General features: G+C 46.4%; 25 protein-coding genes and 2 riboswitches. Of the genes, 7 read left to right on the top strand and 18 right to left on the bottom strand.

Annotated elements, in window-relative coordinates; genetic code table 11:
• The 5 genes from bet to DNHGIG_RS00025 form a co-directional block, all read right to left on the bottom strand.
• Positions 1-533: phage recombination protein Bet (bet, locus tag DNHGIG_RS00005; protein ID WP_282197730.1), on the bottom strand; the 533-nt coding region annotated here is incomplete at its 3' end.
• On the bottom strand, positions 533-1,063 hold the full coding sequence (locus tag DNHGIG_RS00010; RefSeq protein ID WP_282197731.1) for a host-nuclease inhibitor Gam family protein: 531 nt from the start codon (positions 1,061-1,063) through the stop codon (positions 533-535). The genes bet and DNHGIG_RS00010, both read right to left, overlap by 1 nt.
• 256 nt (positions 1,064-1,319) lie before the next feature.
• Positions 1,320-1,484 (bottom strand): hypothetical protein, encoded by a 165-nt coding sequence (locus DNHGIG_RS00015; protein WP_282197732.1) that lies wholly within the window; start codon positions 1,482-1,484, stop codon positions 1,320-1,322.
• Positions 1,485-1,555: 71 nt separating this feature from the next.
• The gene (locus DNHGIG_RS00020; RefSeq protein WP_282197733.1) at positions 1,556-1,750 is read right to left on the bottom strand and encodes a helix-turn-helix domain-containing protein; all 195 of its coding nucleotides are present in this window, start codon (positions 1,748-1,750) and stop codon (positions 1,556-1,558) included.
• Positions 1,751-1,780: 30 nt separating this feature from the next.
• Positions 1,781-2,032, bottom strand: a complete 252-nt coding sequence (locus DNHGIG_RS00025; protein ID WP_282197734.1) for a helix-turn-helix domain-containing protein — start codon at positions 2,030-2,032, stop codon at positions 1,781-1,783.
• A gap of 232 nt (positions 2,033-2,264) precedes the next feature.
• Here DNHGIG_RS00025 and DNHGIG_RS00030 point away from each other — a divergent pair, with 232 nt between their 5' ends.
• From DNHGIG_RS00030 to DNHGIG_RS00040, 3 genes are read left to right on the top strand one after another with little or no spacing between them, the layout of a single operon-like run.
• Positions 2,265-2,699, top strand: a complete 435-nt coding sequence (locus tag DNHGIG_RS00030) for a helix-turn-helix domain-containing protein (protein ID WP_282197735.1) — start codon at positions 2,265-2,267, stop codon at positions 2,697-2,699.
• Positions 2,700-2,713: 14 nt separating this feature from the next.
• Positions 2,714-3,205 (top strand): ImmA/IrrE family metallo-endopeptidase, encoded by a 492-nt coding sequence (locus DNHGIG_RS00035; RefSeq protein WP_282197736.1) that lies wholly within the window; start codon positions 2,714-2,716, stop codon positions 3,203-3,205.
• Positions 3,206-3,260: 55 nt separating this feature from the next.
• A complete protein-coding gene (locus DNHGIG_RS00040; RefSeq protein WP_282197737.1) occupies positions 3,261-4,448 on the top strand; it encodes a tyrosine-type recombinase/integrase in 1,188 nt (395 codons plus the stop codon).
• Between the two features lie 125 nt (positions 4,449-4,573).
• On the opposite strand, the gene DNHGIG_RS00045 is transcribed toward DNHGIG_RS00040, so the two are convergent.
• The 7 genes from DNHGIG_RS00045 to DNHGIG_RS00075 form a co-directional block, all read right to left on the bottom strand.
• Positions 4,574-4,783, bottom strand: coding sequence for a helix-turn-helix domain-containing protein (locus DNHGIG_RS00045; protein WP_282201318.1), 210 nt, complete (start codon positions 4,781-4,783; stop codon positions 4,574-4,576).
• Positions 4,784-5,253: 470 nt separating this feature from the next.
• On the bottom strand, positions 5,254-5,535 hold the full coding sequence (locus tag DNHGIG_RS00050) for a hypothetical protein (RefSeq protein WP_282197738.1): 282 nt from the start codon (positions 5,533-5,535) through the stop codon (positions 5,254-5,256).
• 354 nt (positions 5,536-5,889) lie between these two features.
• Positions 5,890-6,642, bottom strand: coding sequence for a succinate dehydrogenase iron-sulfur subunit (gene sdhB / locus DNHGIG_RS00055; protein WP_282197739.1), 753 nt, complete (start codon positions 6,640-6,642; stop codon positions 5,890-5,892).
• On the bottom strand, positions 6,639-8,402 hold the full coding sequence (sdhA, locus tag DNHGIG_RS00060) for a succinate dehydrogenase flavoprotein subunit (protein WP_282197740.1): 1,764 nt from the start codon (positions 8,400-8,402) through the stop codon (positions 6,639-6,641). Before sdhA ends, sdhB begins: the two co-directional genes overlap by 4 nt.
• Positions 8,403-8,420: 18 nt before the next feature.
• On the bottom strand, positions 8,421-9,035 hold the full coding sequence (locus DNHGIG_RS00065) for a succinate dehydrogenase cytochrome b558 subunit (protein ID WP_282197741.1): 615 nt from the start codon (positions 9,033-9,035) through the stop codon (positions 8,421-8,423).
• 458 nt (positions 9,036-9,493) lie between these two features.
• The gene (locus tag DNHGIG_RS00070) at positions 9,494-10,813 is read right to left on the bottom strand and encodes a homoserine dehydrogenase (protein ID WP_282197742.1); all 1,320 of its coding nucleotides are present in this window, start codon (positions 10,811-10,813) and stop codon (positions 9,494-9,496) included.
• A 113-nt stretch (positions 10,814-10,926) separates the two neighbouring features.
• A riboswitch (SAM riboswitch) is annotated at positions 10,927-11,050 on the bottom strand.
• Positions 11,051-11,142: 92 nt separating this feature from the next.
• A complete protein-coding gene (locus tag DNHGIG_RS00075) occupies positions 11,143-12,381 on the bottom strand; it encodes an aspartate kinase (protein ID WP_282197743.1) in 1,239 nt (412 codons plus the stop codon).
• A 128-nt stretch (positions 12,382-12,509) separates the two neighbouring features.
• Positions 12,510-12,700, bottom strand: a riboswitch (Lysine riboswitch).
• A gap of 149 nt (positions 12,701-12,849) precedes the next feature.
• Between DNHGIG_RS00075 and DNHGIG_RS00080 the strand changes: the two genes are divergently transcribed.
• On the top strand, positions 12,850-13,995 hold the full coding sequence (locus DNHGIG_RS00080) for a glycosyl hydrolase family 18 protein (protein ID WP_282197744.1): 1,146 nt from the start codon (positions 12,850-12,852) through the stop codon (positions 13,993-13,995).
• A gap of 36 nt (positions 13,996-14,031) precedes the next feature.
• Here the strand turns inward: DNHGIG_RS00080 and uvrC are convergent, their stop codons facing one another.
• From uvrC to DNHGIG_RS00105, 5 genes are all read right to left on the bottom strand, one after another.
• Positions 14,032-15,810 carry an excinuclease ABC subunit UvrC gene (gene uvrC, locus DNHGIG_RS00085; RefSeq protein WP_282197745.1) on the bottom strand — a complete coding sequence of 593 codons (1,779 nt, stop codon included), beginning with the start codon at positions 15,808-15,810 and terminating at the stop codon, positions 14,032-14,034.
• A gap of 563 nt (positions 15,811-16,373) precedes the next feature.
• Complete coding sequence (locus DNHGIG_RS00090) at positions 16,374-18,086, bottom strand: ABC-ATPase domain-containing protein (RefSeq protein WP_282197746.1); 1,713 nt, start codon at positions 18,084-18,086, stop codon at positions 16,374-16,376.
• A gap of 123 nt (positions 18,087-18,209) precedes the next feature.
• On the bottom strand, positions 18,210-19,319 hold the full coding sequence (locus DNHGIG_RS00095; RefSeq protein WP_282197747.1) for a shikimate dehydrogenase: 1,110 nt from the start codon (positions 19,317-19,319) through the stop codon (positions 18,210-18,212).
• Positions 19,320-19,342: 23 nt separating this feature from the next.
• Positions 19,343-19,783 (bottom strand): type II toxin-antitoxin system RatA family toxin, encoded by a 441-nt coding sequence (locus DNHGIG_RS00100; protein WP_282197748.1) that lies wholly within the window; start codon positions 19,781-19,783, stop codon positions 19,343-19,345.
• Positions 19,784-19,796: 13 nt separating this feature from the next.
• Positions 19,797-21,041, bottom strand: a complete 1,245-nt coding sequence (locus DNHGIG_RS00105; protein WP_282197749.1) for an aminotransferase class III-fold pyridoxal phosphate-dependent enzyme — start codon at positions 21,039-21,041, stop codon at positions 19,797-19,799.
• A 339-nt stretch (positions 21,042-21,380) separates the two neighbouring features.
• On the opposite strand from DNHGIG_RS00105, the gene DNHGIG_RS00110 reads away from it, so the two are divergent.
• Together DNHGIG_RS00110 and map are read left to right on the top strand one after the other, a co-directional pair.
• Positions 21,381-21,632: a hypothetical protein gene (locus DNHGIG_RS00110; RefSeq protein WP_282197750.1), complete on the top strand. Its 252-nt coding sequence runs from the start codon at positions 21,381-21,383 to the stop codon at positions 21,630-21,632.
• An 87-nt stretch (positions 21,633-21,719) separates the two neighbouring features.
• Complete coding sequence (map, locus tag DNHGIG_RS00115; protein ID WP_282197751.1) at positions 21,720-22,466, top strand: type I methionyl aminopeptidase; 747 nt, start codon at positions 21,720-21,722, stop codon at positions 22,464-22,466.
• Between the two features lie 63 nt (positions 22,467-22,529).
• Here map and acsA read toward each other — a convergent pair whose 3' ends face one another.
• A complete protein-coding gene (acsA, locus tag DNHGIG_RS00120; protein ID WP_282197752.1) occupies positions 22,530-24,254 on the bottom strand; it encodes an acetate--CoA ligase in 1,725 nt (574 codons plus the stop codon).
• Between the two features lie 290 nt (positions 24,255-24,544).
• On the opposite strand from acsA, the gene DNHGIG_RS00125 reads away from it, so the two are divergent.
• The gene (locus tag DNHGIG_RS00125; RefSeq protein WP_282197753.1) at positions 24,545-25,186 is read left to right on the top strand and encodes a GNAT family N-acetyltransferase; all 642 of its coding nucleotides are present in this window, start codon (positions 24,545-24,547) and stop codon (positions 25,184-25,186) included.
• Positions 25,187-25,227: the final 41 nt, after the last annotated feature.

Here is a 25,227-nt window from a genome sequence, read left to right on the forward strand (position 1 = left end):
TTGAGAGCCAGAACCTCCGCAACTTTTTTGATCATCGCACTCGGATGAGACTTCCAAACGGGGTTTTTCGCACTTAGTGCTTCGTAATACTCTTTGAAATCCACCAATTCGATATGTGGTTTTCGGTTTTTCCGATAGACGATGGCGTACGCTTTCGTAATAGGTCCACTACCATCGTCTGTTTCGTGATAAATCTCACCAGTAATCGGGCTGTATTTGAATGTGTCGCCTTTCCGCACTTCCTGACTGATCAGACCCTCGAAATCTTCTTGGCGTTGTGCGTAATTGCGTAGACCATCCCGGCTGACCATGATGGTCGGTGTATTGCCGTACTTGATAAACCAGATCTCTTTAAGAAAGGGGTCCAACTGATACCGGTTGGCCAAATGCATGAGCATGACGAACTCAGCGTCGGTTGCTCCTTTCGCAACGGTGCCGCGGATAGCTTGCAGCTTTTGCTCGTTTGATACGTTTAAAGTCGGCATGGATGAACCGCCGGTAACGACTTGCAGATTGGCTTTTGCCTCCGCCATTACTCAGCCACCTCCACCGAGAATTTGATGCCACAATCCACCACCGTAATGCCCTCGATCACCTGACCATTTTCGTCAACGGCGACGCCATTTTCCGTGCTGACGATCGTTCTCTTCAATGACGACCAATCAACGCTCTCCTTCACCCTCACCGCATCCGGCCGATTTGCTTTCGTCCAGATTAAAAGCTTTTCTTCATCCCGAATGTAATCCGGCTCTTGTTTCCGGGCCTTCAATGTTCCGTATGGCAATTTAATGCTTTTGGCTCTCGGATTCTCTTCTAAGACCATGCGATGATATGCCTGGAGCAGGCTCTCAAAGTATTCAGCATCTCTTTGAAGACCACCGTTTACGTCTTCCAGCCATGCTTTGATCCGCTCGATCTCTTTTTCAGCGATGGCTTGATTTTCAGCCATCTCCTGGCGGATTTTAGCCAGTTTTCGAAGAGCCCAAACTGCTTTCTCTTTTGTATCAACCACGAAATTCTCACGAACCTCTTGGGTTTCCAGATGGTTTTCAAGTACGCTCATATTTAAAACCTCCATTGTTTGATAGATTTATCCGTGTTACAATGGGGTTACCATTATCACGCATACCCCATTGCCTGGCCCGATGTTCCCCCATCGGGCCACTATTTTTTAATCGAAATCCTCGCTTCTTCCGCGATAATCTCCTGTTTCCACCGCTCGATCGGGCACGTTATGCATTCGAAAAAGCGTTCTGCCTGTCGAAATGAACACCATTCGCATATTTGCCTCTCGTAATATCTGACCGCTTCAGCAGCGTTCATGAGGCCAAACCTCGAATCTTTCGATAGAGTAGGATCTTGTATTCCGACAACTCCTCACGTGCATCTTGCGCCACATCGTAAGGCAGGTTTGGAGTCCTTAAGAACGCTTCCAGCTGCATGATGTGACGTTGAATTTCCTCCACCGTTTCAAAACTCATCATGTCCCCAAACTCCTTTCACTGAATCTGAAACTTACTAAGAGCCTCAACAACATCACGCATTGCATGCATAATCAAAAGGTTATACGGATCATCGCTTGTTTTTCTTGCTGTTCCATCCATGCGTCGATGGAGTCTTTGCGGAAGAAGATCCGCCTGCGCGCTCTCATGTGCGGGATTTTCTTCTCCCGCACCATGTTATAAATGGTGTCTTCGCAGACGCCGATGTATTGAGCCACTTCTTGAACAGTCATGGTGACGCGAGTCAAAATAATTCCTCCTTTTTCGAATTCTCTATTTCAGCGGGCTGAGACCAACCCTTTGCTCTCATCTACAACTTGTATTTCCGTCATTTTGAGCACGTTTAAATCCAAATCTAAACAAGCCGCAATTCTAGACAACGCTTCTACGCTTGGCATGTATCTCCCGTTTTCAATGTCAGAAAGATAATTTCTTGATAAATCAGTAGCAATGGACAGATCAATTTGTTTTAGCCCTTTTTCTTTCCGTTTTTTCTGTATGATTGCGCCAAGAGTTTTTTTGTCCAACATAAAATCACCTCCGTACCCTAAATGTACAGTATTCACGACAAATTGTAAAAGACGATTCCTGTTTAATTTTAGGCATATACATGTATTAATCAGATAAATACTTGTAATCACGTCATATAGCTTATAATTACTTGTATTTACGACATTTAATAACTTGTATGTCCGACTTTACTTGCTTATAATTGTTCTCAAACGTCGGTAATACCGACTGGTACAAAAGGAGAGCAGAAAAATGTCTCTTGGTGAAAATATAAAATTTTACCGAAAACAAAGAGGTTTGACGCAAAGTGAGTTAGCTACACAAGCAAACATGTCTAGATCCTATATTGCTGATGTTGAGCGTGATCGATACAACCCGAGTGTAGATACTTTAAAAGCTATTTCAGAAGCTCTCAACATTCCGGTAAGTTATCTCTTGGATGGACCTGAAACAACAACGGCTAAACAAAATTACCTCCCACCCCTCTCTTCAAAGGAAGAACGTGACATCGCTCGCGATCTCGAGAAAATGCTGAGTGATCTTGAGTCGAATGAAGCGCTGTCCTTTCATGGGGAGCCATTGGATGAGCAGAGCCGAGAACTGCTTCGTATCTCACTCGAAAATTCCATGCGACTTGCAAAAAAGTTGGCCAAGCAAAAGTTCACCCCTCATAAGCACAAGAAATGAGTTATGAAGGGTGGATGCAGTTGATTAAAGGTACAGTAGAAAAATTGATTAAAAAATACAGAACCAACAATCCATTCGAAATTGCTTCACAAAGAAATATCTTGGTTCTTTTTGAGCGACTGGGTGACATTCTTGGCTACTTTCACACATACAAACGGATCCCCATGATCCATATTAACTCTGACCTCAACGAAAGAGAGCAACGTTTTGTTTGCGCGCATGAGCTTGGTCATTCGATCCTGCACAGACATGTCAACACACCTTTTCTTAGAAAGAATACCCTTTTCTCAATCGACCGTATCGAGCGAGAAGCAAACCAGTTTGCATTGGAGCTTCTCATACCGGATCAAGTCATATATGAATTTCAGAACACAAATATGACCATTTACGAACTTGTCGCGACATATGGTGTACCCCAAGATTTAGCACATTTGAAACGAAAGCAAACCGGGAAACCATATATTTTTAACACAAAAACAGAACATATATTCCCATTAAGGAGGTGATGTCTAAAAGAAAGAGTTGTGGATCCCATACAAAAGCTAGAAAGGAGGATGCCGTTTGGCAAGCATCGAAAAACGTGGCAAAAATTCTTACCGACTTGTAGTTGAACTTGGATATGATGCAAACGGGAAACGAATAAGGAGATCGAAGACGGTTCATGTGAAAACGAAACGGGAAGCGGAAAAGGAATTAGCTAAGTTTGTAACTGAGATCGAGTCCGGGGAATATATCGCACCAGAGAAGATGAGTTTCAAGAATTTCGTTGAAAACGAATGGCTGAAGAAATACGCTGAGAAAGAACTCGCTCTGACAACTCTAAATAAATACACCTCTCATTTCCGATCTCACATTCTACCTTTCTTCGGACATAAACAGTTGAACGACATCAAAACCTTGTATATCATCAACTTTTTCAATGAAATCCAGAAAGAAGGTGAGCGTAAAGACGGAAAAAGTGGTCAACTGTCCGAAATTACCGTTCGTGATATCTATACGATTCTTCGGAGTGTTTTTTCAAATGCTGTCGAGTGGCGTGTCATCCCAAACAACCCGATGGACGGCGTTAAACGACCAAAAGTAGGGAAAAGGAATCCTAATTTTTACGAAACAGACGAAACTCAGGAAATCATCCGGGCTCTTTACGACGAACCCGCCTCCTGGCGGCTTTATTTTCTCGGGGCTATGCTCGGTGGTTTTCGGCGCGGGGAACTAACGGCATTAGAATGGACAGATGTGGACTTTGACGAAAATACAATCACAATCAGGAAAAGCATCTCCTACACGCTACAAGGAAAAGCTGTTGTCAAAGGTACAAAAACGAACGAGTATGAGCGGATCGTAGTGATGCCAGAGTGGTACATGCGTGAATTGCGGAAATACTATACCGAATGGAAAAAAGAACGGCTCTTGGTTGGCGACCTATGGGAAGGTGGGGACAAGCAGTATGTATTCCATGGAGGCACCGGGAAGCCATACTATTATACGACTCCTACAAAACGGTGGCGAAAATTCTTAGCGAAGCATGATTTTCGATATATCCGTCTCCATGATCTGCGCCATACAGCTGCCACCCTGCTCATTGAGGCCGGAGTAGACCTGAAGGCCATCCAGGAACGGCTCGGTCATTCAACGTATCAGGTGACTGCCGACATCTACGCGCATGTCACCAAAAAAGTAAACAAAGCCGCGGCTGACAAATTGGAGAGACTTGCTCCGAAAAATTTGGTCCCCAACTCGTCCCCATAACGGCTTAGAGTGGATTTTTGTTTTTCTCGAAACCCCTTCTATTCAAGGATTTCCGCGCATATATTGAGACCAGGGTCAGACAAAAACCCTACTCCATAGAAGTAGGGTCTTCCCCGTTCGGTGGTTTATATCTGCAATTCACCAAGCCGTACCAGCTCAACAACGGCTTGGGATCTTCCTTTTACGTTCAGTTTCTTCATGACGTTACTGATGTGATTCCGAACGGTCTTTTCGCTGATGAAGAGTATGCCGGCAATTTCTTTCGTCGTCTTATCCTGCACCAGTAACTCGAAAACCTCTCGCTCCCGGTTGGTCAAAAGAGATTTGCTGCGCATATCCTTTCCCGTTGTCACACTCGATCCCTCCTTGCTCGGGTCATGATCAGACAAGGTCAAGGGATACAGTCAACTTATTGTATTCGATCCTACGTACGATGGTGCAGGCAAGAAAACATTTAGGCCAAAACCTATGATATGTACTCCTCTGTCACTCCCCCTACACTTTTACTTGTAAGCTATGAGCGAGTGTAGAAACCGAGTTGTCGATCGTTACAGCATACGACTCGGCAAACCGATGAGTGAATCCGCAAGGGATTTTTCCTCTCCGATTCTCGAATCCAAGCATTTCGCACAATCACAACTTCTGGGCGATATCCGTTCACCCGGTAAATACAGGATTCACTTATTAACGGCTCCCGAAGAATCAATGATCATGACTCCCTTTTTCATACTGTAAAAAAACAAAGTTTTAGCCCTGATAAAGGCTGCCGACTTTATCGACAGCCTGAGGAGCTCCGTTCGAATACCTATTTTTTACTTTTCCCCCTTATAATTGAGACTGCTTTATGTGCTAAATAGGCTACAAGAGCATATAACGTTCCCCATAACAGCCATGCTCCCAGATTTGCTATGAATGTATTCCAATCGGATGTGATATAGAGCAGGGGAAGCACAAAGGATACCACAAGTGCAATGAGCTTTTTTTTTCGCATCATGGCGAACCATGCGCCGAGCAGAACCGATATCAAGGGACAGAAAACTAATGTAAGGATAAACGGGTTCACATAGTCAAACACTAGGTAAATCATCGTGTACACCTCTTTCTACTCTGCGTTTCAACAGTTTGTTCTCTTGCCATCCTATTACGTATCGGATGGAGACAGTACAAAAAATCTGACCATCACTTTGTGTGATTGATAGGACAAGGGAATAACCGCTTCTTCTTTTCCTGTTTTCAGGTTATAAAGATGCACGCCCAACGATTTCTCTGACGTATACATAAATACTATCCGGATAGTATTTTATTATATAATATCCTAGAATTATCAACAAATTCTTGCGATGAATTTAGGAACGTTTTCTGCAAGTAAAATTCCTACAAATCGCAAGATAAGATAAAAAATCCTCCCTCAATCGAGGGAGGATCTATCGAGTTCAACTGGTTACCGATTCAACCAACTCTTAATCGCATATACGGTGGTCGCTCTGTTCATGGCTGCGATCGAAGTTGTCAGAGGAATACCTTTCGGACAAACCTGTACACAGTTTTGTGAGTTACCACACTCATGGATGCCGCCTTCACCCATCAACGCTTCCAAACGCTCATCCGCATGCATGGCACCCGTCGGATGAGTATTAAACAGACGAACCTGTGAAATCGCGAAAGGACCGATAAAGTTTGTACGTTCGTTCACATTCGGACATGCTTCCACACAACAACCGCAAGTAAAACACTTCGACAGTTCATATGCCCATTGACGATCTTTTTCAGGCATGCGAGGACCGGGCCCCAAATTGTGGGTTCCATCGATCGGTACCCATGCCTTCACTTTTTTCAGTGCTTGGAACATACGGCTCCGGTCTACTACGAGGTCACGAACAACAGGGAACGTACGTGCAGGTTTGAGACGGATCGGCTGTTCCAATTGATCAATCAATGCCGTACAAGCTTGTCGCGGTTTTCCATTGATCACCATCATACAAGCTCCGCAAACTTCCTCAAGGCAGTTACATTCCCAAGCAACAGGAGCCACGGGTTTGCCCGACGCGTCAACCGGGTTCCGTTGGATCTCCATAAGCGCCGCGATCACATTCATGCCCGGACGATAAGGAATCTTGAATTCTACCGTATACGGACTCGTATCGTTCCGATCTTGCCGTTCTATGATTAAGTGGACCATGCGCTTTTCACTCATTTTTTCATCGTCTCCTCCTTGTCCACGCTATAGTTACGTTCACGCGGCTTGATCAAAGAGACATCCACGTCTTTGTAATCAAACTTCGGACCGTTCGGCGTCCATGTTGCCATCGTGTGTTTCAACCAGTTCGCGTCGTCGCGTTTCGGGAATTCCGGTTTGTAATGCGCTCCCCGAGATTCGTTTCTGTTGAGTGCTCCCAGTGTAATCACGCGGGCCAATTCAAGCATATTCCACAGTTGTCGTGTAAATGGAGCCATTTGGTTTTCCCAACGCGATTTGTCGGCGATACCGATATTCTTATAACGTTCCATTAACTCAAGAATTTTCTCATCGGTTTTCTTGAGCTTATCGTTATAACGAACCACCGTAACGTTATTGGTCATCCATTCCCCAAGTTCACGATGAAGCTGATAGGGGTTCTCTTTACCTTCCATTTTGAGAATCGATTCATATTTTTGTTCTTGTTTTTTGCGTTCTGTCTCAAAGAAACTTTGAGCAACATCGCCAGATGCTTTCTTCAGACCACGGATATATTTCACAGCGTTTGGTCCTGCAACCATTCCCCCGTAAACGGAAGACAACAAGGAATTTGCTCCCAGGCGGTTCGCTCCGTGTTGAGAGAAATCACATTCCCCTGCTGCGAACAATCCAGGTATGCTGGTCCGTTGATCATAATCGACCCAAAGACCGCCCATAGAGTAGTGAACAGCCGGGAAGATTCTCATCGGTACTTTCCTTGGGTCGTCCCCGACAAACTTCTCATAAATTTCGAGGATCCCGCCAAGTTTAACATTAAGGACTTCCGCAGGGATATGTGAAACGTCAAGGTAAACCATGTTTTCGCCGTTAATACCGAGCCCAAGATCCACGCATACGTGGAAAATTTCACGTGTCGCGATATCACGCGGGACAAGGTTTCCGTATTTCGGGTATTTTTCTTCAAGGAAGTACCAAGGTTTACCATCTTTGTAAGTCCATACGCGGCCCCCTTCCCCGCGAGCTGACTCGGACATCAAGCGCAATTTGTCGTCCCCGGGGATCGCGGTTGGGTGAATCTGGATAAATTCACCGTTCGCGTAGATGGCACCTTGCTGATATACGGCGGATGCGGCCGTACCCGTATTGATGATCGAGTTGGTAGAACGTCCAAAGATAAGGCCGGGTCCTCCAGTTGCCAGGATCACCGCGTCGCCCACAAAGCTGTGAATCTCCATCGAGCGAAGATCCTGGGCAACGATTCCGCGACATACGCCCTCATCGTCCAACACGGCGGAAAGGAATTCCCAACCCTCATATTTTTGTACAAGGCCTTCCGCTTCGAAACGGCGTACTTGTTCGTCCAGCGCGTATAACAATTGCTGCCCGGTGGTTGCGCCAGCAAACGCGGTCCGGTGGTGTAACGTTCCCCCGAAACGTCTGAAATCCAAAAGACCTTCCGGTGTACGGTTGAACATAACGCCCATACGGTCAAACATATGAATAATACCAGGAGCGGCCTCACACATCGCTAATACCGGAGGTTGGTCGGCAAGGAAATCACCGCCATAGACAGTATCATCGAAATGGATCCACGGGGAATCCCCTTCGCCCTTCGTATTGACTGCGCCGTTAATTCCACCTTGCGCACAAGCGGAGTGGGATCGCTTCACAGGTACGAGCGAAAATAAATCGACCGGCACACCAGCTTCGCAGACTTTGATCGTAGCCATCAGGCCTGCGAGCCCGCCGCCTACAACAATAACCTTTTGCTTGCTCATCTGTTACTCTCCCTTCCCTTACACCTGATGAGTAAACGCGAAGAGTGCGTTCACGCCTACAACTGACAAAACAACAAACACAAGGCCCATCACATAAGCGAATGTTCTCTGTGCGCGCGGACCGACCGTGATACCCCAGTGTACACAGAATGACCATAATCCGTTTGCAAAGTGAAACACCGCTGCGATGATTCCGATGAGCATAAACCAAAATGCGATCGGATTCGCAACTGTGTTTGCTACCATGTTGAAGCTTGGTTCATTTCCGCTGAAACGCGTATTCCACAAATGCCAAACAATGTATACGAACGTGATTACTCCAGTAACGCGTTGAAGAACAAACATCCAATTTCGGAACCAACCGTACTGGGAAGCATTATAACCTGATGTAAATGCGACATACATTCCATAAACCCCATGATACAGTAAAGGCAAGAAGATAAAAACATACTCAATAAACACGCGAAACGGAATGTTGTAGAGGAATGCGACTGCGTTATCGTAAGATTGCGCACCTCTCATCGCGGTAGAGTTCGTAAATAAATGCTCGATCAGAAATAGTCCAACAGGTATGACACCTAAGAGTGTGTGCAAGCGACGAAACCAAAACTCTCTTGTAGCTTGCTGTGACATATTAACGATCCTCCTTCCAGAATAAACCTTATACGTTTTGCATTCCCAAGTACGTGACGATTGTCACAAACTTGATCCTAGTACAAATACGATTCCGATCCATGCGCCTCCTTCTTAGTATCCTTCCGGGATTATGTAAGCATGCAAACGGATTCGAAAATCTTTCATGATTGCATACATACATTTTTTGTAACCGCTTTAACACAGTTACTGAAATATTTGCCCGGTACCTTATGACAATCTATAGCAATTGTAATCATTGAATTGAATATGTGTCAAGAAAATGAACGTTAGAGCTGTATTGAAACAGAGAGGATTTTGCAAAGAGAGATTCTCTTAAAAATCCTTGAAGATTTTATGTCGTAACGATATTTAACCAGGCTGCAGCCATTCCCTTGCAAAATCCTCAATCATGAAATGCGCTTGTCTTATGTGACAATCATGATACTTTTTTATCGTTACCCCGCCACATAAGCGATCTCTTTTTCCTGTACCTCACTCTCTTCCACAAAAATGAGAAGCGGTTTGCAATCCAGCCCTACATATTCCAAATCGGCTACGAACGAACGAATCACGTTTCTCTCCATTCCTCCAATTAAATAAGTTACATATGTTTGGTCATTCAAGCGACGCACATGTTTTTCCACGGTGAATCCACCCAATCCATGGACAACTTGTTCGATCCGTTTCGACAACTCATTGCTTCGTTCATCACGTACTGCTATACGTAAATAACATGTCTGCACACGCTGTTCTTCCGAGTCGATTTGTACGTTATCTTTGTGAAAAGCGGGTATCCGCCAACCCGCGCCGCCGCTGCACAAACATATCAAATCTTCCATGACCGCACTGGCGGTTGGCAGTTCCCCGGCACCCTTCCCAATAAACGTGAGCTCACCGACAACATCACTCGATATGGTCACCGCATTGAGGACATCATTCACTTGGGCGAGCGGGTGTGAAACGGGCAAAAGACGCGGTCCCACGGATGCGGAAAAGAGCCCTTCCGTATAAGCGGCGCTTCCAATTAATTTAATCACATATCCCCATGCATGCGCCATTTCAATGTCAATCGGTTCGATCTGCTGAATGCCTTCCGTCTCGATCGCAGTGGGGGGAATATGAATGTCGAACGCGAGATTGCTTAAAATTGCAAGCTTATACATCGTGTCGAATCCGAGAACATCATTCATCGGATCTGCTTCCGCATAGCCTAGCGCTTGCGCTTCCTTCAACACATCGGCATAAGGACGGCCTGTGCGAGCCATTTCCGATAAAATAAAATTGCAAGTTCCATTTAAAATCCCGGCGATCGACTGCACACGATTCACATGAAGATAGGACTGAAGGATCCGAATGACCGGAATGCCACCGCCCACGCTCGCTTCAAACCATAATTGCACCCCGTTCTTTTCAGCCAGCTCCAGTAATTCTGCCCCGTGTTTCGCCAACAATTCTTTGTTCGCGGTGACCACATGGCGACCGGTTTGTAAAGCCTTGCGGATGATCGAATAAGCCGGCTCGATTCCTCCCATCACCTCAATAATCACGGAAATTTCTGAATCCGAAAGCAAGTCTTCAGGGGATGTTGTGAGAAGACTCGGGTCGACAGATACCCCTCGTTTCTTTTTCAGATCACGAACCAGGATCCGCCTGATTTCTATGTGTTTTCCTGTCCGCTTCTCGATTTGATCCTGGTGCGTTTGTAAGGTTTTAACCACACCTGTGCCGACAGTACCCAGTCCAAGCAGTCCAATTTTTACATTTTTTTGTTTCATATGCTCCCCTCACTTTTGTATGTAAGATATCCTTTCATACTCACGGTAAAGATGTGAAATAAAAAACCCCTCTTCAGATAAGAAGAGGGGAGAGTGTATACTCCGAGTGCCTCCTCTTATCTCTCAGAATCCAATGGATCCTGCAGGATTTAGCACCTCTCCGTCTGTGCCTCGATCGGACAGAACGGTGGTTGCCGGGCTTCATTGGGCCAGTCCCTCCACCACTCTCGATAAGAGTGCGAATCGTACATTCGCTAAAGATATTCAATTATTTATCATGATTTTACCATCCACCAAAGAATTGTCAAGTCATCTTTCTTTTTCCATAATTATTTTGCAACCGTTACGGTATCCAATGCATCCAAACCAAAGGATGTATGCAGGGCTTTCACAGCATCGTGTACCTGTGAAGCATCGATTACACATGAAACTTTGATTTCCGATGTGGAAACCATTTTTATTCCAATACCCGCTTCTGTTAAAGCGTCAAACATCTGTGCGGCAACACCCGGATTTGAGATCATTCCCGCCCCGACGATCGAGACTTTTGCCAATCCCTCTTCACAGACGATTTCCGATGCATTCAATTCCTCTTTTACACCGTTTAATACATCACAAGCTTTATCTAAATCGTCGACCGAGACGGTAAACGAAATGTCGCTCACCTCATTGTGTACGATGCTTTGAACGATAATATCAACATTGATGTTTTCAGCAGCCAACTTTTTGAACACGAGCTGCAGACTGTTTTTTCGATGCGGAACCCCAACGAGCGCAACCTTCGCAACATTCAAATCATGGGCGATCCCCCGTACGATCATACCTTGTTCCATTTCAGCTTCCTCCTTAACAAGCGTGCCTGGATTCTTTGTAAAACTGGAGCGTACCCGCAAAGGAATGTTATATTGTTTCGCACATTCAACGGCGCGCGGGTGTAGAACGACCGCACCCAAATTTGCCAATTCCAACATTTCATCATAAGAAATCTCGTTGATCTTCCTCGCATGGGGAACGACGCGCGGGTCTGTCGTATATACACCTTCCACATCCGTGTAAATCTCGCAAACATCCGCTTGAATGGCTGCGGCGAGAGCCACAGCCGTCGTATCGGAACCGCCTCGCCCTAATGTTGCGATTTCACCGTCATCCGTGACGCCTTGAAATCCGGCGACAACGACCACTTTTCCATCTTTCAACTCCCGATGGATGCGATCCGGTTGGATATCCAAGATCCGTGCCTTTCCGTGAACCGCTTCTGTCCGTATCCCCGCTTGCCCTCCGGTCAACGAAATGCTGTCGATGCCGATTTCTTGCAAAGCCATCGAGAGCAGTGCCACAGAAACTTGTTCACCCGTGGTCACAAGCATATCCATTTCTCTCGCGGACGGTTTATTCGTGATTTGGCCTGCCATTTCAATCAATTCATCGGTCGTATCTCCCATTGCAGAAACGACGACGACGACAGAATTCCCTTCTGTTACCGTGTCCTTGATGCGTCCCGCCACTCTCTTGATATGGTCAGTTGTGCGAACGGAACTTCCTCCGTATTTCTGCACGATCAATGCCATGATTTTCCACCTCAATTTGTGTCAACTTATCCTTAATATTTCCGTTAAATGAAAAACAGCAATAGAAGGAATACCCTTTTATTGCTGTCTAATGTCCGTTTTCAGCAGCAAAGCGTACCTCCTCCCTTGTGTGAGATAGTGCTCCACAGAAAAGTAAGGGAATCTTTTCTGTGACAGTCCTGCACCTATTCGATGCAGACCCAGCCGTACGTCCCCCGGGTGAACGCAGACTTCGGCGAAGACCCCTTTCACCATGTCTCATCAAGCCCCGAACCTCTCCTCATGGCTACTCTTGGTCGTTCGCGCCTCTACCTCACCTCAAACGAGATGAGGCTTCTATTGAATTTTTGGTCATTATAGCATGGAATAGAGGGAAAAATCCATCTTTTTGTTGTTGTTCTTCCAACAATTATGCATTGTTCCTATCCCTCTGCAAATGTACAATGCGTACTGGAGAGGGGTATGATCATGAAATGGAAATTTTTTCTATTTAGTGTTGCCGGTATGTTATTATTCGGTTCGCTTCTTTTGAAGTCATTTGTTGTCGACGCGAGTCCGTACCCGTTTTTTCCATTTTCGATATTTGATACATCGACGTCGATTGATAAGACATCAATTCCTCCAGCCAAACAACTCGTGCAGGTGGATTCTGTCAAGTATCCGACACCCCGATTGTCAGTTATGGGATATTACACGGAAGATTGGCCAGGGGACATGCGTGCATTTCAGGATCTCGCTTCACACTCCGGCAGCATCGATGCGGTTGCCCCTTTTTCCTATACGGTCACGGAAGACGGGCATCTAAGCGGTGTGCCGACATCCGCTCTTACCTTCGCCAAGCAAAACGGGCTGCAAGCGTATGCTCTCATACATAATTTGCAGGATAATCATCTCAACGCAGACCTGATCCATAAGATTGTAAGCGATTCGTCTTTGCGCACTACACTCGCGCAAAACATAGAACAAATGGTTGCAACCAACGGCTTTCAAGGAGTACAGTTCGATTTTGAAGGAGTGATGCCGTCAGATCGGGCAAATTTGACAGCGCTTATACAAGAAACGGCTTCTCTGCTTCATGCGAACGGCTACAAGTTCAGTGTAGCTCTACCCGCAAAAACGGTCGATTCACTGAATGATCATTGGACGGGTGCTTATGATTACACAGCGATTGGAAATCTTGCCGATTTTGTTACGATCATGACATATGACGAACATTGGGCTGGCGATACAGCGGGACCCGTGGCTTCGTATCCATGGGTACAACAGGTGATCGCTTTTGCCATCACACATATTCCGCCGGAAAAAATCTATCTCGGTGTGGCTGCGTATGGCTATAATTGGGCTGCTGGATCTCCAGCCAAAGTCGTCATGGAAAAGTCGATGAACCAACTCGCAATCAATCATGGCGTTACATTCACGTGGGATGAACAAGAAAAGGAAAGCCATTTTACTTATGTTGATAACGGCGTTGAACATACGGTTTGGGGAGAAAATCCTGCCGGCCTCGACTTCAAAATGCAACTGGCCGTGCAAAATCACCTTAAGGGGATTGCGATCTGGAGGCTTGGTTTTACAGATGACGCCTATTGGAATGTGATCAGCGCGTACCGTTAATCATATTTAGGCCCTCAGCGATGGCGAGGGCCTTTACTATTTCTGATTAAGAAACGATAAAATCTCATGTGCCAATTGATCGCCAATTCCGATCTTGCGAAACTCTTCGATCGGTGCGCTTCGGATCGCGTCAAGCGAACCGAAATGTTTCAGCAGCGCTTTGCGCCGCTTCTCTCCAACACCGGGGATTTCATCAAGAATGGAGCGCATCGCTTGTTTGTTATGAGTCGTGCGATGAAACGTGATCGCGAAACGGTGCACCTCTTCCTGAATGCGGGTGAGCAGATAAAATGCTTGTGATGTGCGGTCAATTCGTATCGGTTCCGGGTCGTCCATAAAGAAAAGTTGGGATGTACGATGCCGTTCATCTTTTGCCAAACCACAGACCGGGATATCGAGATCCAATTCATTTTGCAGTACATCGAGCGCCGCGTGAATCTGCCCTTTTCCACCGTCAATCACGATCAGATCGGGCAACGGACCTTTTTCCTTCAAGACGCGTACATATCTTCTGCGGATGACCTCTCGCATGGAAGCATAATCGTCCGGCCCTGTTACCGTTTTGATTTTATACTTGCGATACTCTTTCTTCGCAGGTTGACCGTCGAGAAATACAACCATAGCGGCCACCGGATTGACGCCTTGGATATTGGAGTTGTCGAAAGCTTCGATGCGGCGGGGGGTTTGGATCGCGAGAATATCCCCCAATTGTTGAACGGCGCGAATGGTGCGATCCATATCTCGATCCATCAACTTGAATCGTTCCTCGAGCGCATTCCGAGCATTCTCGATCGCCATTTCTACCAATTTTTTCTTATTTCCGCGCATCGGAACTTTGATCTTCCCTTGCAACCATTGATCGATCGCTTCGATATCGATTCCTGTAGGCAATAAAATCTCCTTGGGAAGATCGGGATTTTCATAATAAAATTGGGTAACATAGGAAAGAAAATCTTCGGTTTCATCATTATGATGCTGGAAAACGGAGACGTTTCTTTCGATTAATTTCCCATTGCGCATGTAAAAGACTTGTACACACATCATACCCTTATCCGCGTAGTAACCGAAGATATCACGATCGATACCATCGGCCAAATCCACTTTCTGCCCTTCCATCAACCGGTCAATCTGTATGATCAAATCTCTCAGTTCCTTGGCTCGTTCGAACCGTAGCGCTTCCGCTTCCTGATTCATTTTTTCAATTAACTGCTCTTTGATTTCTCCATGTCCTCCATTAAGAAACTTGACGATGTTTTTAATCATTTCATCATATGTCTCTTTAAGAACTGGGAATTCACACGGCGCCAGGCATTGATTGATATGATAATACAGACATACTTTCGATTTCAGCGTCCTACATTTTCTGAGTGGGAACAAGCGGTCGAGCAGTTTTTTCGTTTCATTCGCGGCTGTCGCGTTGGGATACGGACCAAAGTAGCGCGCTTTGTCTTTTTGCACCCGTCTCACGATTTCAAGGCGAGGATGCTCTTCACTCGTGATCTTTATATAGGGATACGCCTTGTCATCCTTTAACATGATATTGTAATGCGGCGTATATTTTTTGATGAGATTACATTCGAGGAGTAGCGCTTCCACAACCGTATCGGTGATTATATATTCGAAATCCGCTATATGGCTGACAAGCGACTGGGTCTTACCGTCGTGGGATCCTGTGAAATAGGATCGTACCCGGTTTTTAAGAACTTTGGCCTTTCCTACATAGATCACACGACCTGTGGCATCTTTCATTAAATAGACACCGGGCTTCTCAGGAAGCAACTTCAATTTTTCGCGAATCTTTTCTCTTTGATCCATCGATGATCACCAGAATCATCATAACACAGGACGCGAATCTTTCGGAACCGCGTTCCCTAAGGGAATATCAGAGAATAAACGTCAAGTGGATGCGAGAGAAAATATTTAGTTTCCTCTGAAAGGAATGGTTCATCGAAATTTCCGCACATCATCGAGATCAAATAATATGGAACAATCCATCTCATCGAAGTTGACAAGAACCTTTGATTCATTGATTTCAACCACTCGACCGATCATATTTGAAAAAAAATTGTCTGAGACAACAACAACACAATCACTGATTTTGATCATGTAACCACCTCAACTCCCATCCGCCATTACAATCACATAATTACTTATCGGACTTTATGATTTTGATTAAGGGCATCTTACCGTACTCGACTATCATAAGTAAAATGATGTTTTTTAATGTTTATAATAAAAATATCTTATAGATAAAAGATTCAGAGATCTGTAAAGAACGTACCGTTTATAAACATTGAATGTCCGTACTTGCATAAAATAACCGGTTCCATAAGAGGAAACCGGTTTGAAAAGGTTTGGCGTATTCCAACCCTAATGATTTATTTGATCCTCAGACTTGGAAGCCGATTCAATGCTGCCGCAAGCTCAAAAGGGCGCGGCATCGCATACTGGCCCGGGACGCTATTGGCAAATGGGCTAATCACTTGGAATCCTTCTTTCTCCAGATCCCTCATCACACGGGCGATCACTTCCTGGAGCGTTAACGTACCGTCTATATAGTGGTTGACCGCATAGCGGATTGCATGTGCAATCGCGCGTGTTTGCGATTCTTCAACCAACTGCGAGACGCCGCTCAGGTCTATGATTTCTTTCCCGTAGAGAATGGTTGCGAGTCCTTTCGCCTCCGCTTTCTCCCTCTCCCCTTTGAAGGCAGAAAGACCTTCCGGCAAGGGATAGCGGGGTTGCGAGGGCATGTACGGTTCGATCTTTTCCCGTTTTCGTCGGGTGGGGAGACGGGTGGCAATTTCTTTGGCTTGTGCAGTCACATCACTGGGACGATACTCATGCATCGCGATCACTCGATCGGCGACATCCAAATAGTCCCCTGCCCCGCCTAGAACTAGGATCGTCGATACCCCCGCCACTTCATAGAATTCGCGTACTCGATCAAGAAAAGGGGTGATCGGCTCCTGTTCCTTTGTGATCAGTTCCTGCATGCGCGCATCGCGGATCATAAAATTGGTCGCGCACGTGTCCTCATCCATCAGCAAACAGCGGGCTCCCATTTCGACCGCTTCGATAATACCGGCGGCCTGCGACGTGGAGCCACTGGCATCTTGCGTGGAAAATCGTTTCGTAGACCTGCCCTGTGGCAAATGATTAATAAATGTGGTTATATCTACTCGTGACACAGGTCGTCCGTCTTCCGCACGCACTTTGACCGCCGTCCGGTCGGTAATGCAATATTCACGTCCGTCCCCACCGATATGATCGTACACACCGCGTTCGATCGCTTGTAATAACGTGGATTTGCCGTGATATCCACCCCCAACGATCAGCGTGACTCCTTCCGGGATCCCCATCCCTTTCACTGTACACCCGTTTGGCAATTCCATCTCCACCTCTAAAGAAGGGGGCGAATGAAAGGGTACGGCATTTTCTTTCATCGGGAGGTCGCTTCTTCCCGATTCCCGCGCTAAAAGCGATCCGTTCGCAATGAAAGCCACGAGTTTTTTCTCTTTGAGTTGGCGGCGAATCGCATCCTGTTCCTCCAACAAGTTGATGTGCTTCTTCAATTGTTCCTGAGAAATATTCCGCCAATTCAACGCCTGGTCTACCAAGTAAATGAGATCTTCACAAAATATGCGTTCCGCTGCTTTGGCAAAAATACGCCTTCCCTTTGCCGGAAGTTCCACGGTGAGACGCGCTTCCACCCCTCCGTCTCGGTTCAGAGTCATCGCGCTGCGCGTAAGCACAGTCTGCCCTGGGCGTTCAATGCGAATCTCCGCGAACGCTTTCCCTTTCGATTTCGCTCTCTTCTCACGGATCAATTGATCGACACGACGAATGAGAAAATCTTCCGTTCCACGAATCGTAATAGCATTCGCGAGCAAATCATCGGGAAATGAAGTAAACGAACGGGGAACCTCAATGCGTATGCGTGAAGGAGGAGCAAACGGATCCGCCTGTACATGCTCGATATGTAGGGCAAAAGGCCCAAAATCATATGTATCTCGAATCTCTTTGTAAGCACCATACCCTTTTCCGTCAATGGAGCGAAGGATACGTAAAAATGCTGCTTTGCTTTCCATCAGTTTCTCCCTTTCTTGCACAACATCGATAGGCACATTATACCATTAAACATGAATCCGTTTCTGGATTGTCTCGATGGTTCAACGAAAGAGGAGAGATGATACTTCCATCCAATAGACTTCCTAAAAATGAATCACCTCGGAATCCATCGGTTGGTGTCGTTCCATCACTTGTTTTGCACGCAAGCGTACTCCATCGATTTCTTCTTCTGAGAGCGCTTTTTCATAAGAACGAAGTCCGGCCAGTCGGAACCCGTGTTTTTCCCCTAATCGATTGATCTCTTGTACTTGTTCAATCGTGATTTCCCTTCCCAAAGTAAAGCATTCGTACCGCCTTTCCAACGCGAGAATCATCGTTTCTGCCATACATGCGTAAACGATCCCGTGTGGCAGGCCAAAACGCAAATCGCTCTCGTACGATCCCGGTACTTCAACGAGACCTCCTTCAATCACCAGCACGTCATTGCGTACTTCCGCAACCTGACGCGCCACATCACGTGGTCGTGCAACATCACACACCACCGCTCCTGGTTTCAGATCCGAAGGATGAATGAGAACATCCGGACTGCCCGATACGGTGATCACGAAGTCGGCCCGCCGTACCGCATTACGGACATCTGTCGATATCTCGGCCACTTTGCCGGATTCACGCAAAATCAGTGAGGCCAACTCGGATAATCTTTGCTCATTCCGTGCGGCCAAAGTCATTCCTCCTACGTCGGGTGCCATGATCCGAGCACAAATCGAACCGATGGCCCCTGTTGCCCCTACCACGACCAGTTGGGACTCCTTCAACTCTTTTCCCATAAGTCTTGCAGCTTTTCGCAGCGCATGTATGGCCGTAGCCACCGTGTAACTGTTGCCTGTTGTTACGGGCGCTTTTAAGTGTTTGGCGATCGTGATACCTGCATCTCCGACAACCGATGTCATCGCACCGAGTCCGATCACTTTCGCTCCTTGTTTTTCCAATTTTTTACCGGCTGCAATAATTTTTTGTAACACGAAAGGAAGAGGCAGATATGCCATTTGTCGAGCGGTGAGTGGAGTGGCTACAAACCATCCTTCGATTTGGTTGTAAGGAGATCGTATCCCCCGCAAATGATCGGCCAAGATCGGTGGACTTTTTCGGGCCATCGCTTCAAGGATTTCGGAAGGCCATCTCTTAAGAAACGGAAATTTTTTGGCGATATCACTCGAGTCGAAAGGGTGAATGATAAACCCGAACGTATCCATCGGACTCTCTCCTAATTTGTATTTTAAACTTCCCCTTCAAAACGCCTTTTGATCGCTTTCAACATCGATTCCCCATTTTGTTTTAATTTGATCTTCGCTACAGGATTCAACAGACTGGATAACATGGGAACGCCAAACTCGAAATCGACAAGCAAGGTAACCTTGCTGATATCACCATCCTGTTCAACAATCCATGAACCCTCGAATTTTTTCAAATCACCCGACACTTGACGATACTGAATGCGATGATTGGCATGATCGAATTCATCATGTTCTTGCCAGCGAAAACGCATCCCGTTCAAAGATGTATCCCAAGCGGTTAAGGTCCAGTTGTCCCCCCGTTCCAACACATGTACGGAGTTCAAATTTTCCATGAAACAGGGATACGATTCCATATCCCGTATCAGAGTGTAAACGTCTTTTGCGTTCCCGCGGACCGTTTCTGTCACTTGTACGACAGGCATGTACACACCTCCTTCACCCGATATCCATGAGCGGCATGGAGACCGAGAGCGCCGAATCGAATGTTTGGATGACAACATCCAATTCTTCATATGTAATCGTTAATGCCGGTTCGAGGCGTGTCACTCGCAAATTGTTTAACGCAAACGCCGTAAGTACACCTTTTTGAATCCATTCACTCATCACCAGCCCACCGACCGCGTCGGAAGTAAACTCGATTCCGATCATCAATCCCCTTCCCCTGATTTCACGAACCATTCCGGGGTACTTCTGCGCCGTCGCCCTCAATCGTTCGAGTACGTATGTTCCTTTGATTTTTGCGTCTTCCGCGAGGTTTTCCTCGACGAGAACAGAAATGGCAGCACGAGCGGCTGTGCATGCGAGCGGATTTCCCCCGAAAGTGGATGTATGAAGTAAAGGAGCTTCTTGATATGCGGTATAGACATGCGGTCTGGCGATATAAGCACCGATGGGCATCACGCCTCCCCCGAGTGCTTTGGCCAGACAGAGGATATCAGGTACAACGTCTTCCTGTTCGCACGCGAATAACGTTCCTGTTCTTCCCATTCCCGTTTGTACTTCATCAAGAATCAGCAAGACACCGCGTGCATCACACAATTCGCGAACCTTTTTCAAATAACCGGGAGACGGTATAATCACGCCCGCTTCTCCTTGAATCGGTTCGAGCAGGACGGCAGCCGTGTCGTCATCGATCATGCCTTCCAGTATTCTTACGTCATTAAAAGGAACATGAACAAACCCCGGAAGCAACGGCAGAAACGGTTCTCTGTATGTATGATTGCCCGTAGCCGATAGAGAACCGAGTGTCTTCCCATGGAAAGAATTGAAAGCGGAAATAATCTTGCTGCGTCCCGTGGCGATACGGGCCAATTTGATGGCGCCTTCCACCGCTTCAGTACCCGAGTTGCAGAAAAACGAATAAGTGAGATCACCGGGCGTATATGTGGCGAGCATCTCTGCCAAGTCTGCCACCTGCGGACAAAGCATGACTTTACTTGCCAACGGCATTTTACGAAGTTGATCTTCCACTGCTTTGATGATTTTCGGATGTTTATGTCCAAGAGCAAATGTTCCGTATCCTCCTACACAGTCGATGTATCGTTTGCCCTCCGTGTCAACGATTTGGCTTCCATCTGCCGTTTCTTCGACGGCAGATAACCCCATAAAACGAAGCAATTTAGCAAGTCCTGGATTAACGTACTTCTCGTATTTGCGCAAGACTTCTTCACTGAAGCTCATATGTCCCACACCTCCTTAAGGACTGGCAGATACCGCGATGTGTCTCTCCGATGGGGTCGTCCCAAAGGCATCACAGACGATCTTGATTTTCATTATGTGGAAATCTGTAAAATTTATGTATGATGAAACACGTTGCTTACGATTGTGATCACCCGGTTGAAAATCATTGGCCGTTTTTGATTTTGTTCAAAAGAAGGTCAACAAGATGCGTGAGATTCGGTTGGCAAAACGTAACATCAAATAAGCAGTATGCTCAAGTGTCCTTGAATTAAACCTCTCCAAACTTTTGCATGAACGGAGAGAATGGGAGAAAGACTGGTAATGGGGAGGTGTTTCACCATGGATAACATGAATCCAGAGCGCAACCGTAAAGGGGATAATGAGGAAATCTCCTTTGTACAAGCATGGAAAAAAGACATTCTTCCTGAAGAATTTCCTGAAGGTCCTTATCAGGCGTCTATTTACAATGAACAACATCCCGGAAAATCTACCCCTTGGAAAGAAGGGCAGAAAGTCGTCTCCCGTTTCCAGGATGAAAACCCGGCTTTTTCCGATTTCACAGTTCCCGAGAGTGACTTGCCCGATCTATGATTTTGAGAGTATAAGAAACGACCTCAATTCCGAGGTCGTTTCTTTGTATTATAATAAGAAGCTGAAAGGATGAACTGAGGTGAAATCATGATTATTTTAAAAACAAAAGAAGAGATTGCCATGATGCGACAGGCGGGGAAAATTTTGGCCGCTTGTCATCAAGAGATTGCGAAACGGATAGGTCCCGGGGTAACAACCTGGGAGATCGATCAATTTGTTGAAAAATACTTGCAAGACCATGGAGCGATTCCTGAACAAAAAGGTTATCGGGGCTATCCTTACGCAACATGCGCTTCTGTCAATGACGTGATTTGTCACGGATTCCCAAGCAAAACACCTCTCAAAGAAGGAGACATCGTCACGATCGATATGGTGGTGAACCTCAACGGCTGGCTGGCTGACTCGGCTTGGTCTTATGCGATCGGAAAAGTCTCCGAAACGGCGGAGCGACTGTTAAAAGTAACGAAAGAGGCGTTATACAGAGGAATCGAAAAAGCAGTCGTCGGCAATCGTATTGGAGATATTTCACACGCCATTCAATCTTACGCTGAAGCGGAAGGTTTTTCAGTCGTCCGCCAATTTATCGGACATGGGATCGGCAGGAATATGCATGAAGGGCCGGAGGTTCCACACTTCGGTTCGCCAGGCAGGGGGCCCCGTCTCAAAGAGGGAATGGTGATCACCATCGAGCCGATGCTCAATGTAGGAACTTACCATGCGATGATCGACGAAGACGGTTGGACGGCGAGGACGGTGGATGGAAGTCTATCTGCACAATATGAACATACAATCGCCATAACAAACGAAGGTCCGCAGATTTTAACGACGTTGTAAACCGTACGAAAAAAGTGGCATGCACATATCACGCATGCCACTTTTTCGTTTGAATACGCTCTCTTAATCTTCCATTGTCGATAGATCGCCCGTGGGCAGTCCGAGTTCCCAGGCTTTGAGGACACGGCGCATGATTTTGCCGGAACGGGTTTTCGGCAATTTATCACGGAACTCGATTTCCCGCGGTGCTGCGTGTGCAGCCAACCCGTTTTTCACAAACTGGCGAATCTCTTCCTTCAATTCTTCGGAAGGCTTGTACCCTTCACGAAGAGCGATAAACGCCTTGATGATCTCTCCGCGCATCGGGTCGGGTTTACCGATCACCCCTGCCTCTGCAACGGCCGGGTGTTCCACCAGTTTCGATTCTACTTCAAACGGACCTACACGCTCACCGGATGTGTTGATGACATCATCAACCCGTCCTTGAAACCAAAAATATCCATCTTCATCTTTGTAGGCCGAATCCCCGGAAATATACCATGGTTCGAGACGGAAATACTCTTCATATTTAGACGGATTCTTCCAAATTTTGCGCATCATCGAAGGCCATCCTTTGCGAATCGCGAGGTTACCCATGCGATTCGGAGGCAATTCGTTTCCTTGATCATCGACGATGGTCGCATAGATACCCGGGAATGGTTTACCCATGGATCCCGGCTTAATGGGCATGCACGGATAATTGGAAATCATCTGTCCACCCGTTTCCGTCATCCACCAGTTATCATGGATGCGAAGCCCGTATACCTTCAATCCCCAACGTACGACTTCCGGGTTCAATGGTTCTCCGACAGACAGGATATGGCGAAGTGATGAAAGATCATATTTCTTGATCAGTTCATCGCCGGCACCCATCAGCATTCGGAAAGCGGTCGGGGCAGAATACCAGACGGTTACTCTATTTTTCTCGATGGTTTGATACCAGTCTTCCGGAGAGAACCGCCCGCCTCGAACGACAGAAGTCACCCCGTGAAGCCAAGGACCGAAAATTCCGTAGGAAGTACCGGTTACCCATCCCGGGTCTGCCGTACACCAATAGATATCATCTTCACGAAGATCCAAGACCCACTTCGCTGTCTGATAATGTTGGATCATTGCGTTATGAACATGGAGAACCCCTTTAGGTTTTCCAGTAGAACCAGAGGTATAATGAAGCAACATTCCGTCTTCCCGATCCACCCATTCGATCTCCAGATCGTCGGAAGCATGTTGCATTTCGGAATGATAAGAGATTTCTCCTGATTCCAACTCAATATTTTCATTGTCGCCGACGAGGATTACATGTTTGAGGGCAGGAAGTTCTTTTACAGGCACACGCCCTTTTAACTTGGGAGTCGTAACAATCGCAACCGCTTCCGAATCTTCCAAACGGTCCCTAACAGCAGCTTCCATGAATGCTTCGAACAACGGACCAACGATCGCCCCAATCTTCAATGCCCCCAGAACCGCTACATACAGTTCCGGACTGCGAGGCATGAAGATAAAAACGCGATCTCCCTTTTTGATCCCATATTTACGCAGAACGTTCCCGAAACGGTTCGTGAGATTTTGCAACTGGGCGAACGTATATGACTCGCTTCTCGTATCATCGCTATACAACAGTGCAATCTTATCTCCTCGGCCTTCAGCAACATGCCGGTCGATAGCCTCATAAGCGACATTGACCTTGCCTGTTTCATGCCACGTAAACGCTTTCTCGACGTCTTTCCAATCAAATGTGCGATATGCTTCTTCATAATCCTTCAGATTGTAAGAAGTGGCCAACACCGGGATCAACTCTTGCTGTGACATGAATTCCCCTCCTGCTTTTCTAAATACTTTAAAAATATAGGCATTAGAACATTTTTAAAATTATTATAACACACAATTCTATATATCGCCATAAAAAAGGTTCCAGTGAGAACATTTCGCTTATGTACATCCTTGTTACTGAGCAAGACCTTTTCGGCATCCGTTACGACGCATCGGGATCGAAACATGTATCACCAATCATGCTTCCCCAGATTATTAATAACTCCTCGAAACACCTCGCAAAAAACGTAAAAGATCAGCTATAATGACATCACTAGGAGGGAGAGCCCATGAGTCCAGTTGAACATATCAAACGGTTTCACCGGAAATTCATATACACGAAAAAAAGCCCTCTTTATGTGGAAGGCCCTGTTTTACCCGAACAACTGGCAAATTATGATTTTCATGAAGGTTTATCTGCATTCAGGCCAGCCCCCCAGCAGAAACAAGCACTTATCAGTATCGCCGAATTACCGGAAGGACGGATCATCATCGCTCGCGAAGACAACCTGGTAGTCGGTTACGTGACATTCCTTTACCCGGATCCCCTCGAACGCTGGTCACAGGGGCATATGGAAGACTTGCTGGAACTCGGAGCGATCGAAGTCTGTTCCGCATATCGGGGTCTCGGTCTGGCCAAATCATTACTCGAAGTTTCTTTTCTCGATGAATCCATGGAAGACTATATCGTCATCTCCACCGAGTATTATTGGCATTGGGATCTGGAAGGCACTGGGCTCTCGGTATGGGACTACAAAGAGGTTATGAAAAAAGTGATGGGTTCTGTCGGCATGGAATACTACGCGACCGATGATCCGGAAATTACGTGCCATCCGGCGAATATGCTCATGGCACGAATCGGCAAGAATGTCCCGCAGTCATCCATCGAGAAATTTCACGATCTTCGTTTTATGAATCGTCATCTGTTCTAAAGGGGGCTATTATCGAGCTCCCCGGACCGATTGTTATTTCC

It is taken from the genome of Collibacillus ludicampi (genome assembly GCF_023705585.1).
Classification (GTDB): Bacteria; Bacillota; Bacilli; order Tumebacillales; family BOQE01; genus Collibacillus; species Collibacillus ludicampi.